The 12,976-nt window shown below is 49.2% G+C and carries 13 protein-coding genes and 1 tRNA gene; 8 read left to right on the top strand and 6 right to left on the bottom strand.

Annotated elements, in window-relative coordinates:
• The first annotated feature begins 7 nt into the window (after positions 1–7).
• From ACI43T_RS04180 to ACI43T_RS04165, 4 genes are all read left to right on the top strand, one after another.
• Positions 8–298, top strand: a complete 291-nt coding sequence (locus tag ACI43T_RS04180) for a YciI family protein (protein ID WP_377079594.1) — start codon at positions 8–10, stop codon at positions 296–298.
• A gap of 65 nt (positions 299–363) precedes the next feature.
• A complete protein-coding gene (gene nqrF / locus ACI43T_RS04175; protein ID WP_003741084.1) occupies positions 364–1,581 on the top strand; it encodes an NADH:ubiquinone reductase (Na(+)-transporting) subunit F in 1,218 nt (405 codons plus the stop codon).
• Positions 1,582–1,772: 191 nt separating this feature from the next.
• A complete protein-coding gene (locus ACI43T_RS04170) occupies positions 1,773–2,264 on the top strand; it encodes a NemA protein (protein ID WP_377079595.1) in 492 nt (163 codons plus the stop codon).
• 144 nt (positions 2,265–2,408) lie between these two features.
• Positions 2,409–2,484, top strand: a tRNA-Asn gene (locus tag ACI43T_RS04165).
• A 231-nt stretch (positions 2,485–2,715) separates the two neighbouring features.
• Here ACI43T_RS04165 and ACI43T_RS04160 read toward each other — a convergent pair.
• Entirely contained in the window at positions 2,716–3,837 is a 1,122-nt protein-coding gene (locus ACI43T_RS04160; protein WP_314105236.1) for a polyamine ABC transporter substrate-binding protein, read from the bottom strand.
• Between the two features lie 349 nt (positions 3,838–4,186).
• On the opposite strand from ACI43T_RS04160, the gene ACI43T_RS04155 reads away from it, so the two are divergent.
• The 3 genes from ACI43T_RS04155 to ACI43T_RS04145 all read left to right on the top strand — a co-directional run bounded on the left by ACI43T_RS04155 (position 4,187) and on the right by ACI43T_RS04145 (position 7,617).
• Positions 4,187–4,711: an RNA pyrophosphohydrolase gene (locus tag ACI43T_RS04155; RefSeq protein ID WP_003743450.1), complete on the top strand. Its 525-nt coding sequence runs from the start codon at positions 4,187–4,189 to the stop codon at positions 4,709–4,711.
• Positions 4,712–4,780: 69 nt separating this feature from the next.
• On the top strand, positions 4,781–6,766 hold the full coding sequence (locus tag ACI43T_RS04150) for a DNA topoisomerase IV subunit B (protein WP_405385628.1): 1,986 nt from the start codon (positions 4,781–4,783) through the stop codon (positions 6,764–6,766).
• Between the two features lie 326 nt (positions 6,767–7,092).
• Complete coding sequence (locus ACI43T_RS04145) at positions 7,093–7,617, top strand: cytochrome b (RefSeq protein ID WP_377079571.1); 525 nt, start codon at positions 7,093–7,095, stop codon at positions 7,615–7,617.
• A 70-nt stretch (positions 7,618–7,687) separates the two neighbouring features.
• On the opposite strand, the gene apaG is transcribed toward ACI43T_RS04145, so the two are convergent.
• From apaG to ACI43T_RS04125, 4 genes are all read right to left on the bottom strand, one after another.
• Entirely contained in the window at positions 7,688–8,056 is a 369-nt protein-coding gene (gene apaG / locus ACI43T_RS04140) for a Co2+/Mg2+ efflux protein ApaG (protein ID WP_039850985.1), read from the bottom strand.
• Positions 8,057–8,176: 120 nt separating this feature from the next.
• A complete protein-coding gene (locus ACI43T_RS04135; RefSeq protein WP_377079572.1) occupies positions 8,177–8,665 on the bottom strand; it encodes a phosphatidylglycerophosphatase A family protein in 489 nt (162 codons plus the stop codon).
• Positions 8,658–9,617, bottom strand: a complete 960-nt coding sequence (gene thiL, locus ACI43T_RS04130) for a thiamine-phosphate kinase (protein ID WP_377079573.1) — start codon at positions 9,615–9,617, stop codon at positions 8,658–8,660. The genes ACI43T_RS04135 and thiL overlap by 8 nt, the downstream gene beginning before the upstream one ends.
• Positions 9,618–9,876: 259 nt before the next feature.
• The gene (locus ACI43T_RS04125; protein WP_297956827.1) at positions 9,877–10,620 is read right to left on the bottom strand and encodes an OmpA family protein; all 744 of its coding nucleotides are present in this window, start codon (positions 10,618–10,620) and stop codon (positions 9,877–9,879) included.
• 432 nt (positions 10,621–11,052) lie between these two features.
• Here ACI43T_RS04125 and ACI43T_RS04120 point away from each other — a divergent pair, with 432 nt between their 5' ends.
• Positions 11,053–12,003 carry a CysB family HTH-type transcriptional regulator gene (locus ACI43T_RS04120; RefSeq protein ID WP_405385627.1) on the top strand — a complete coding sequence of 317 codons (951 nt, stop codon included), beginning with the start codon at positions 11,053–11,055 and terminating at the stop codon, positions 12,001–12,003.
• Positions 12,004–12,091: 88 nt separating this feature from the next.
• Here the strand turns inward: ACI43T_RS04120 and fnr are convergent, their stop codons facing one another.
• Positions 12,092–12,826 carry a fumarate/nitrate reduction transcriptional regulator Fnr gene (gene fnr, locus ACI43T_RS04115; protein WP_009174658.1) on the bottom strand — a complete coding sequence of 245 codons (735 nt, stop codon included), beginning with the start codon at positions 12,824–12,826 and terminating at the stop codon, positions 12,092–12,094.
• Positions 12,827–12,976: the final 150 nt, after the last annotated feature.

Genomic DNA, 12,976 nt, shown 5'->3' with positions numbered 1-12,976 from the left:
GAAAAACATGTTTATCATTTCGCTGACCTACACCGCCGAACTTGCTCAAATAGAACAGCACTTGGCTGCCCACCGCCAATTTTTAGACCGCTACTATCAGGCAGGCGTATTTCTGTTTTCAGGGCGGAAAGAACCGCGCACCGGCGGCATCATCATCGCCCAAGCCGCCGGACGCGACGAAGTGGAACGTATCATTAGCGAAGACCCTTTCCGCCAAGCAGGTATTGCCGATTACGCGATAACCGAGTTTATCCCCAGTAAAACTGCGCCTGATTTAAACCGATACGCCGAAGCCTGAATTTTCAGACGACCTGAAACTCCATTTGGCGCAGCCAAAAATATTTTTGAATTAAAGGAACACCTATGGAAATCATCTTAGGTATCGTGATGTTCACCGTCATCGTCTTGGCTTTGGCACTGATGATTCTGTTTGCCAAATCCAAGCTGGTGAGCGAGGGCGACATCACCATCAAAGTCAATGATGAAAAAGAGCTGACTATGCCCGCCGGCGGCAAACTGTTGGGCGCGCTTGCCAGCCAAGGCATCTTCGTTCCCTCCGCCTGCGGTGGCGGCGGTTCGTGCGGACAATGCCGCGTTGTCGTGAAAAGCGGTGGCGGCGACATTCTTCCGACCGAGTTGTCCCATATCAGCAAGCGCGAAGCACGCGAAGGATGCCGTTTGTCTTGTCAGGTCAACGTCAAAACCGACATGGACATCGAAGTACCGGAAGAAGTGTTCGGCGTGAAAAAATGGGAATGCACCGTCATCTCCAATGACAACAAAGCCACGTTCATTAAAGAACTTAAGCTTGCCATTCCCGAAGGCGAAGAAGTTCCCTTCCGCGCCGGTGGCTACATTCAAATCGAAGCCCCGCCGCACACCGTTGCCTACAAAGATTTCGACATCCCTAAGGAATATCACGAAGACTGGGACAAATACAATCTGTGGCAATACGTTTCCAAAGTGGACGAGCCGATTTTGCGCGCTTACTCCATGGCTTCATATCCTGAAGAAAAAGGCATCATCATGCTGAACGTGCGTATCGCCACGCCGCCTCCGCGCGTACCCGATGCGCCTCCGGGACAAATGTCGTCCTACATCTGGTCGCTCAAACCCGGCGACAAAGTAACCATCTCCGGCCCGTTCGGCGAATTCTTCGCCAAAGACACCGATGCCGAAATGGTATTCATCGGCGGCGGTGCGGGTATGGCGCCGATGCGCTCCCACATTTTCGACCAGTTGAAACGTTTGAACTCCAAACGCAAAATCACCTTCTGGTACGGCGCACGTTCCAAACGCGAAATGTTCTATGTTGAAGACTTCGACCAACTTGCAGCAGAGTTCCCGAACTTCACATGGCACGTCGCCTTGTCCGACCCGCTACCGGAAGACAACTGGGACGGCTACACAGGCTTCATCCACAACGTGGTTTACGAAAACCACCTGAAAAACCACGAAGCACCGGAAGACTGCGAATTCTATATGTGCGGCCCGCCGATCATGAACCAGTCCGTCATCAAAATGCTCAAAGACTTGGGTGTGGAAGATGAAAACATCCTCTTAGATGACTTCGGCGGTTAAATATTCGGCTTCAAATACAAAAGGAAGAAACCTCGGTTTCTTCCTTTTGCGTTTTATCAGCCCTTGAGGCCGTCTGAAAACACCGCTCCCAAACACATCATCACAGATGTTCTTTACTAAGGCTAACCCAAGCGGATTGCAAAAAGCGTTATACTGAATAAACAACTGTTTGATTTGATAAAGGTATCATTATGAAACATACCGTTTTATCCTCCGCCTTGGCACTCCTCCTCACCGCCTGCTCCGTCGGTACGCCCGGCATGTCGGTTGGATTAGGTGTCGGCACAGGCATCGGCCGTCATGTCGGATTGGGCACTTCCATCAACTTCCCCGTTAGGTTGGATAAAAATAAAAACGGTATATCGTCGGACAACGGCGGTATCAAGGTCATTGAAGAACAAATCATTACCTATTTCGATACCCACGGCAACACGTCCAACGGCATGGTCAAAGGCGGTTATTACCGCCAGTTAATCAACAAACGCGGCGGAGACTATATCGTTCAAGACTTTTATAGCGACAACGGCCAAAAGCGCACCGACCCTTATACCTTGAGCCGCAACCAACTGATGTTATTCCGAGCAATCCCCGACAACGGCTCTCTCACAACCTACGCTTACAACGGAAACGTAATGCAACAGCAGGTTTTCAAAAATGGGAAATTAATCAGCGCCAAATATTAATGGTTTACAAGATTCTCTTTCAGACGGCCCCTGCAACCATTGAAAAATTAATTTATTTAATATTCAAAATATTAAAGAGAAACCATAATTTTTATTACCAATCCGGTTGACACTTTCGTTTCAGACGCTATAATGAGCGCTTCTTCCCCGATAGCTCAGTCGGTAGAGCGACGGACTGTTAATCCGCAGGTCCCTGGTTCGAGCCCAGGTCGGGGAGCCAAATTCAGAAAAGCCAAGTTTGAAAACTTGGCTTTTTCTTTTAAGCGCATTTTTACTGCATATTCATCAAAACGAAAGCCAACACGTTGGATGTGTGCAAAAACATAGGGTTAATTACTTAAGTGATTCGGCAAAGCGTAAACATCCTATCATTTCCATTTTTATAATCCACTTAAAATTACCAAGGCCGTCTGAAAATCATTTTTCAGACGGCCTCTAACGCTATTTTCGTTCAACGCCCTGCTTTCAATCCCTGCCACAAGCGGACACTGAGTTTGCTTGCAACGGAAGATTTCGGCGAGACGATGAAACTTTTTTCCATGATTTCCTTACTCGGAAAAATAGAAGCATCGTCGGCATATTTGGCATCCATCAGTTTGCGTGCCGGCTGGCTGGCCGGGGCGTAGGTAACGTAACTGCCGTTTTTCGCCGCCACTTCCGGTTCCAATGTGTAGTTGATATACGCCAACGCATTTCCGACATTCTCGGCATCACGCGGAATCATGAATGAATCCACCCAGATACCCACGCCGTTGCGCGGCACCAGTACTTGAATATCCACGCCGTTTTTCGCTTCGGCAGCACGGTTTTTAGCGATATTCAAATCACCACCGTAACCGATGGCAACACAAAGGTTGCCTGCCGCCATATCGTCGATATAACCCGACGAGGTAAAACGCTTGATGTCGGGACGCACCTTTTTCATCAGAGCGACGGCGGCTTTAATATCTTCGGTGTCTTCGCTGTTCGGATCTTTACCCAAATAATTCAAAGCTAACGGGATTTGTTCAATGGCACTGTCAAAATAGCTGATGCCGCAGGATTTGAGTTTGCGGGTATATTCGGGATTGAACACCAAATCCCATTCGTTTTCCGGCAACTTGTCCGAACCCAGTGCTTTGGCGACCATATTCTTATTGATAGCCAGCGTATTAATGCCCCAAAAATAAGGAACGGCGTATTTATTGCCGGGATCGACTTTATTCATCATTGCAAGCAGGTCGGGATTGATGTTTCGATAGTTCGGAATCTGCTGTTTGTCGATTTCGCGATACGCCCCGGCCTTGATTTGGCGCCCGACGTTAACAATAGATGGCGCGACCAAATCGTAGCCTGACTTTCCGGTCAGGATTTTGGCTTCAAGCGATTCGTTGCTGTCGTAGTAGTCGTAGCGGATATTGATATGGCGGGACTTGGCGAATGCAACGACGGTGTCCGGATCGACATAATCCGACCAGTTGAAAATATTGAGTTTGTCTGACGGTGCGGCGGAAGTGCCGTTAGAACGTTCCGCACCACCGCAGGCTGCCAACATCAGACAAGCCAGCAGGGAGGCAAACAGGGATTTCTTCATGGGTACAGTCCTTTTGTTTAAGGGTTGTTGAGGCTGTTGCAGCGGTGGTGTGGAAACCCGAGCCGGGTTCTGAGCCACATACAAAAGGAAAACTGTGGTGGGGGTGCGGCGGAAACCCGTTTGCAACCCTTGGTTCAGCAAGTGCGCATTAAACGGCAAAAACCTTTCAGATGCAATATCTTAGCAGTTAAAAATCACTCCTTCGCCATACAACGGACGCTATGGTTTTCACTATAAACAGAAAAATTTTCAGACGGCCTTTTGCAATTTGCCGACAATACCGCGGATTTGTCAAAACAGGCGGATTTATGGGAAAATCGCACGATTGAATTTAACGAAGGGCGACACCGTGTTAGACAGAGAAGGCTATCGCCCCAATGTCGGTATCATCTTAATCAACAACCGCAACGAAGTCTTTTGGGGCAAGCGTGTGCGCGAACATTCTTGGCAGTTCCCGCAAGGCGGCATCAAGCCGGGCGAAAGCCCCGAAACCGCCATGTACCGCGAGCTGTACGAAGAAGTCGGACTGCTGCCGCAACACATCAAAATCGTCGGCCGCACGCGCGACTGGCTGCGTTACGACGTGCCGAGCCACTGGGTACGCCGCGAATGGCGCGGTTCGTATCGCGGGCAGAAGCAGATTTGGTATCTTTTGCGGCTGGTCGGGCGCGACAGCGACATCAATCTGCGCGCCTGCCACCATCCCGAATTTGACGGCTGGCGTTGGCACCAATATTGGGCTCCCGTTGACGAAGTGATTGATTTCAAACGCGACGTTTACTTGGGGGCATTGAAAGAACTCTCCTCCCGCTTCCTGCGCGGCATGGAAAGCTACGAAGACTTTACCGCGCGCCTGCCTTTTGACAACCGATAAAATAACGAAACGCAACGCTTTCAGGTCGTCTGAAAGCGTTGTTCTTCCTTTCAGACGACCTCTTCCCCTATGACTAAAAACAACCAATACAGCGAATCAAGTATCACCGTACTCAAAGGCTTGGAGCCGGTCAAAGAACGTCCCGGCATGTACACACGCACCGACAGTCCGACCCACATCTGCCAAGAAGTCATCGACAACGCGGCGGACGAGGCGTTGGGCGGTTTCGCCACTGAAATCGACGTGCGCATCCACGACGACGGTTCGCTTTCCGTGCACGACAACGGGCGCGGCATTCCCGTCGGGCTGCACCCTGTCGAAGGCGTGCCCGTGGTCGAACTCGTATTCACCCGTCTGCACGCGGGCGGTAAGTTCAATAAAAAAGACGGCGGCAGCGCGTATGCCTTTTCAGGCGGCCTGCACGGCGTGGGCGTATCCGTCACCAACGCCCTCTCCACCCGCCTCGAAGTAACCGTCAAACGCGAAGGCAAAATCCACCGCATCGTGTTTGCCGGCGGCGACGTGGTCGAACCGTTGGCGGAAGTGGGCAAATGCGCCGTCAAAGACAGCGGCACCGAAGTGCGCGTCTGGCCGGACGGCAAATATTTTGAAAGCCCGAATTACAGCATCCCCGAACTCGAACGCCTGCTGCGCGCCAAAGCCGTGCTGCTGCCGGGCGTGCGCGTTTCCCTGACCCGTCCGGTCAAAGGCGAAGACGAAGCGCACACCCAAACCTGGCATTACCCCGACGGTCTGAAAAGCTATCTGACCGACCTGATTGCCGACGCGCAGGAAGCCGTGCCGCTGTTCTCCTGCGAAAACTACATTTCAGACGACCACAACGGCGATTTCAGCATCGGCGAAGGCGCCGCCTTTGCCCTGACTTGGCTGGAAGAAGGTTCGTGCGCCAACGAAAGCTACGTCAACCTCATCCCCACCCCGCTGGGCGGCACGCACGAAGCAGGCTTTAAACAAGCCGTGTTCAACGCCGTCAACAACTTCATCAATCTGCACAACCTCTTACCGCGCGGCGTGAAAGTGCAAAGCGACGACGTGTTCAGCAAAACTGCCTTCGTCCTCTCCGCCCGCGTCCTCGACCCGCAGTTCCAAGGTCAGACCAAAGACAAACTGACCAACCGCGACGCGTTGAAACTTGTTGCCGCCGTATCGGGCGACCCTTTGGAATTGTGGCTGAACCAAAACGTAGACTTCGGCAAAAAAATCGCTGAACTCGCCATCCGACAAGCACAAGCGCGGATGCGTTCGGTGAAAAAAATCGAAAAGAAAAAAGGCAGCGGCGTCGCCGTCCTGCCCGGCAAACTGACCGACTGTGAAAGCGAAGACATCCGCGAAAACGAACTCTTCCTCGTCGAAGGCGATTCCGCCGGCGGCTCCGCCAAACTCGCCCGCGACAAAGCCACCCAGGCCATCCTGCCCCTGCGCGGCAAAGTGCTCAACAGCTTTGAAGTCCACCCCGACCAACTCTTCGGCAACGCCGAAATCCACGACATTTCCGTTGCCATCGGCGTTGATCCGCACGGCATCAACGACAATCCCGATTTAAGCGGCCTGCGCTACGGCAAAATCGCCATCCTGTCCGATGCCGATGTGGACGGCTCGCATATTCAAGTTTTGCTGCTGACCCTGTTCTACCGCCACTTTCCCAAACTGGTTTCAGACGGCCATATTTATGTCGCCCAGCCGCCGCTGTTCCGCGTCGATGTCAACGCACAAGGCAAAAGCAAACCCGCCCGCAAATTCTACGCCCTCGACCAAAACGAACTCGACAGCATTTTGGAACGGCTGCAAAAAGAAGGTGTCAAAGAAACTGCCTATTCCATCAGCCGTTTCAAAGGCTTGGGCGAGATGAACCCCGACCAGCTCAAAGACACCACCATGCACCCCGACACCCGCCGCCTGTTGCAGGTACAAATCCCCGAAGGCGCGGATGACGAAACACGCGACATCTTCGTCAAACTGATGGGTAAAGGCGAAGCCGCCGCCCGCCGCGCATGGATGGAACGCGAAGGCGATACGGCTCAATTGGATATTTAAACGGTTTTCATGTCAGAGGCCGTCTGAAAACAAGTAAACGGTTTAAACCGCCGTATTTCGAGTTTTCAGACGGCCTCTGATATTGCCATATTCCATATTCAAGTTAAATTACATAGAGAAGCAGTTAAACCCTGCAAAACCGCTCCGGCCAACCGACTGATTCATCATTAATTTTCCCAAAAAAGTACTACATCTTTCCGTTATCAAACAATCTGCTGTTTATTCGACGGCGATAATTCTCTAAACTACCGTTTCCCGAAATGTGCCGACGCACAGTCCGCGCGAATCGGGCCCGGGCCATTACAACAAAACTTTAAGGAACACTTATGAAACCAGATTCTTCCCAATACTATGGTACCGTCAGCCGCCTGCTGCATTGGCTGATGGTGGTCGGCTTCGCCGGCATCCTGATCACCATCGCTTTATGGACGATATACGACGGCGAGGAATGGGCCGGCGCATTGTTCGGTATCCACAAATCCATCGGCTTCGTGCTGCTTGTGCTGATTGTCTTGCGTCTATTGTGGGCCGTGATGAATGCACGCAAACGCCCGCCTGCCGACAGTGTTGCAGCCAAACTCGGCCATTTGGCCTTGTATGCGTTAATGCTGGCCGTACCTGTTATCGGCATGATCCGCCAATACGGCAACGGCCGCGGTCCGTTGAAAGTCTTCGGTATTCAAGTCATGCAAGGATCGCCGGAAAAAATCGAATGGATGGCTAATCTCGGCAATATGGTACATGGCAACCTCGGCTGGCTGATGTTTGCACTGGCGGCAGGCCATATCGTGATGGTGGCCGTGCACCGTGCCCAAGGCCGCGACGTTCTTTCGCGTATGTTGGGACGTTGATTTTATCGGTTCTTCCCAATAATCAAACAGGCCGTCTGAAAATAGATTTCAGACGGCCTGTCAGAGTTTCTTATTGCAATGTAAAGCCTGCTTTAAATTCCAGCTTCGGCACCCCTACAATAAAACGCTCGCCGATACTGTCTTCAAATTCATACGCACCTTCTATGCTGCCCCAAGGCGTACTCAACTGCGAACCGCTGTTGTATTCATATTCTTCACCCGGATACAGTACGGGCTGTTCTTCTACCAACCCCGAATTGCCAACCTGCTCGGTTTCACCGTGTCCGTCAGTAATTTCCCAAAAGCGTTGGCGCAGAGTGACAATGTTTTCACTGCGGTTACATATAGTAATCAAATAGTTGAAAGCATAACGGTCGCGATATACATCACTTTGACCAGCCACATAACGCGGTTTCACGTTAATTTCAATTTCATTCATTTGGTTTACCCCGTATGGTAAGTTTATCAATATAGTTTTGTTTTAATATAAAAACCGGTTGCCCGATTCACATGCCTTGCCTGTATATACTGCAAAGACACGTTTTGCAGATCGACCCTTTTAACCGATCCACATCACCGCATTCAACACAAACAACGTGAAAAATGCTGCAATAATATCATCTAACATAATACCTAAGCCGCCATGGATACGCGCGTCAAACCATTTAATCGGCCACGGTTTGACCGCATCAAATACACGGAACAGCACAAACGCCGCCAGCCACCATTTCCATCTGAACGGGACAAAAGCCAATACCAGTAGCATGGCGATAATTTCGTCCCACACAATACCGCCGTAGTCCTGGATGCCCAGCTCTCTTTCCGTATGGCTGCAAATCCGAACGCCCCAAAAGAAAAGGACCACACATAATACGGCTAACCACCAACCGGTTACGCCCAGTAAATACAGGACAAAGGCAATCGGAAGTGCGGGAAGCGTACCGAACGTACCTGGTGCGACGGGAGCTAAACCACTGCCGAAACCGAATGCCAAAAAACACAAGGGACGCTGCTTCAGCCACGCAAAATCAGGTTTAAATTCAGCCAAAATGATCAAACCCCTGTGTAGTTAATTTCACTTCATCACCACCCGAACTTATGATTTTCAGACGGCCTGTATCCGTAATTCTACCTATACGCGTTACTGCCGTACCGCTTTCTTTTCCCGCCATAATAACTGCCTTCCGACAACTGGTGGGCGCAGTAAATACCAGTTCGTAGTCATCACCGCCGGACAATGTATATTCCAACCATTGCTGTCTAGATAATGATTGTTTTAATTCAGACAGACTGGGAAGAGAATCTACCCAAAGCTCCGCACCGACTGCCGATGCTTTTAAAATATGCCCGACGTCCTGAGCAAGGCCGTCTGAAACATCTTGGGCTGCGTGTGCGATAGACAGCAGATTTTGCCCTAATTTTACACGCGGCATAGGTCTTAGCAACGCTTTTTTACACTTTTCTGCTATTTGCTCGGTAAGAACACATTTCCCCAAACAGTGATTCAAACCGGCCGCTGCCAAACCGATTTGCCCCGATACCCATATATCATCTCCTTCTTTTGCCGCATCACGCCGCAATGCCTTTCCAGTCGGCAATTCGCCAATAATCGTTACGTTAAATACCAAATCACCACGGGTTGTATCACCTCCGATTAGAGTTACACCGAAACGTTGTGCCAAATCGAACAAATTGTTGCAAAAACGATGCAGCCAACTCTCATCCAGCTCCGGTAATCCTACACTCAATAAAACCCAACGCGGAGTAGCCCCCATTGCAGCCATATCGGAAATATTGACTGCAAGTACTTTCCAAGCCAAATCATCAGGCTGAACATCCGCAAAAAAATGCCTACCTTTCAAAAGCATATCACTACTAAAACACAAATCGAAACCGACTTGCGGGCGGATAATTGCCGCATCATCACCAATCCCCAATACTACTTGAGCATCGTCCTGCTGCTTTTTTAGGTAACGGCGAATAAAATCAAACTCTGTCATTTATATCATTCGTAAAAGTAAATCACATTACAAAACAAATAACAATTAAATTAATTATAAAATATCCATAGTGTTTCCTTATACACAATTAATACTATACTTCCTCCAAAACAACAAACTTAAAGATACCTTGTTATTATACTTATATTATTCAATCATAACGTAAACCGATTCCCCAGCCGTTTTTTACCGCCACATGTCTTAATAAATAAACAAAGACCCCGCCAGAACAGCGGGGTCTTGTTTATCAATTGCACAATTAAGGTTTAGCGTAACCGTGTACACCATTGTACGGACTAGGAATCCATCCCTCGTCAGTAGCCGGACGTTCACCTTGTACTTGTCCCGGAGCAACTTGTTTGGTAATAATGCTACGGATTTTCACGTCTACACGACGATCGGGTTCAATACATGCAATCAGAGCCGCACGACGTTTGGCTTTGGAAACTTTTTTGCCCAAGTTGGCAACTTCAGCTTCACAAGTACTAGTCATCTGAGCTTGAGATTCACCCAAACCAACAGCGGAAATCTTGTTGGACGCAACACCTTGGTTAACCAAGTAATTTGCCACTACATTGGCACGGCGCTCTGACAACGCTTGGTTGTATTGTTCCGAACCCATGAAGTCGGTATGACCTTCAACGCGTACGCTTTCCACATTAGAATTGCTCAAACGTTGAGCTAAAGCGTTCAGACTTTCCTTAGCTTCAGGACGCAGAATATCTTTGTCAAAGCCGAACAATGTTTTGGCAGACAACGACACAGTCTCTTCAGCGTATTCAGGAGCCTGCTCTACGGCGACGGCATCACCACACTCAATACGACCTTGTGTTTCTTTGTCAAAGTAAGTGCTTTTCCAACACTCGCCGTAGTTGTTACGGACGACTTCTTGAGACTGGCTGCTTACAACATAACCATGTTTGGTATGCGCTTCGCTGGCCATAGCGGTGCCTGAAGCAACCAAGGCAACGAACAGTGCGCTTAATTTCAGCTGTTTGGTCATTTTATTCCCTCATCAAAATTGTTATGCAACGGATACGAGAAGCAGCCGCCGCACCTTACCAATATACAGGCCGCAGTATGCAAAACGACGGCAGATCGGATATATCAGGTTGAACTATAAAGAAGCCGAGTACAAACTGTCAATACATAACTCTGCTAAACAATTACAAACCTGCCTGCTTCCTAATTGTGAATCATGCCGAAAAATCAACTCTGTGTCATTTATTTACGGATAAAACGAACTGCTGAACATGCTATCGTTGTACAAAAACAACAACAAATATAACAAATTAAATTTAATTTTCATAATCAAAAAAGATAGTTCGCGCAAAAACAAAAACTTTTTTTCTATAAAAGCGTTTGCGGGCAAACTTGTACAAAATATGCTAAATTACACGCTTCTGTCGTACAAAACCTACAAACGCAAACTGCCATGAAATTACAACAGCTCCGCTATGCTCTAGAAGTTTTCCGCCACAACCTGAACGTATCGGAAGCCGCGGATGCGTTGTTTACCTCCCAGCCCGGCATTTCCAAACAAATCCGCTTGTTGGAAGAGGAGCTGGGCGTCCAAATCTTTATCCGCAGCGGTAAACGCGTAGTTTCAGTGTCTCAGCCCGGTAAGGCTGTTTTGGAACTGTCCGAGAGGATTTTGCGCGACGTGCAGAATATCAAAAATATCGGTAGTGAATTTACCGACCATGACAGTGGTTCGCTGACCATTGCGACCACTCATACGCAAGCACGTTATGCGTTGCCGGAAATTGTGGCCCGATTCGTTCGGAGCTATCCCAAAGTGCAGTTAACCATCAAGCAGGGCAGCCCTTCGGCGATTGCCCAAATGGTTAGCGGAGGGGAAGCGGATATCGGCATTATCACCGAAGCTATTGATGACCATCCCGAATTGTGCAAATTGCCCTGCTACGAATGGAACCATGCCGTTATTGTGCCGCAAGACCACCCGCTGCTTGATTGCCGCCATCCTTTAAGCTTGAAAGATTTAGCTTCTTTCCCCTTGGTTACTTACGAATTTGCTTTTAACAATGGCAGCAGTATTGCCCGCGCTTTTGCCAGAGCCCGTTTGGAACAGCCTGCCGTCGCATTGTCTGCCGCGGATACGGATGTTTTAAAAACCTATGTCAAACTGGGGTTGGGCGTGGGCGTTATGGCAAAAATGGCTTATAACCCGCAGGCCGACCAAGATTTACAGCTAATCGATGCAGCCCATCTTTTCGAACCGTCTCCAACATGGATTGCCTTGCGGTCCGATACTTATTTGCGGGGCTATACATACGATTTTATCAATCTGTTTGCCCCCAAATTGAACCGTGAAGCGGTTGACCGCATTCTTTATTCTCCGATTGTGGAAGATTATTCGATTTAGCAATGTACCTGTTTGCAAAATGGTTTCAAAAAGGCCGTCTGAAAACAAAATTTCAGACGGCCTTTTTGAAACCATTGTTCATTCTGACTTACATCGCATGTGTACAGCCCGACACCATTTTCTTCAATGCCTGAGGTTCCAAAATCTTGATATGTTTGTGTTCGACTTTTATCAAGCCGTCATGATGGAATTTCGATAATGTGCGGCTGACGGTTTCCAACTTCAGGCCGAGATAGCTGCCGATTTCTTCGCGCGACATGCGTAAGATAAAGTCATTGGCGGCAAATCCGCGTGAATACAAGCGGTTGGACAAGTTCAACAGGAAAGCGGCCAAGCGTTCTTCGGCACGCATATTGCCCAACAACAGCATCACGCCTTGATCACGCACGATTTCCCTGCTCAACAGGCGAAAAAAATGGGTTTGCAGGCTGGGGATGTTTTGTCCTAACTCTTCGATATGGCCGAAAGGCAGTTCGCATACCTCGCTGTCTTCCAATGCGACCGCGTCGCAACTGTGCGTATGCGAACAAATGCCGTCCATCCCGATAAGTTCGCCCGACATAAAAAAACCGGTTACTTGATCCCGCCCATCTTGGCTGGCGACGGTGGTTTTGAAAAAACCGGCCCTGATAGCAAAAAGTGAAGTAAACGGTTCTCCGGCGCGGAACAGAAATTCGCCTTTTTTCAAACGGCGGCTTTGACGTATTACCGCATCAAGCTGGGAAAATTCGTTCGGCATCAATCCGACAGGCAAGCACAGCTCGCGCAGCGAGCAGGTGGAACACAAAGTTTTCACCTGATGGGAAGCGTTGTGTGTGGTCATAACGGACAACCTTTTTTATAAAACTTCTGCATTCGGAGCATATTTAGGTATTGACTGATACCGAGGCAGGTTTATCATAATGCGGCATTCTATCAAACTACTGAAACTTTGACTAATTCATTAATTTCTATATAAAACGCAATACCGTGC

This window comes from Neisseria oralis (assembly GCF_045062685.1).
In the GTDB taxonomy this organism is placed as follows: domain Bacteria; phylum Pseudomonadota; class Gammaproteobacteria; order Burkholderiales; family Neisseriaceae; genus Neisseria; species Neisseria oralis.
The sequence above is the reverse complement of the archived record's forward strand: the minus strand, read 5'-3'. Positions and strand labels throughout refer to the sequence as shown.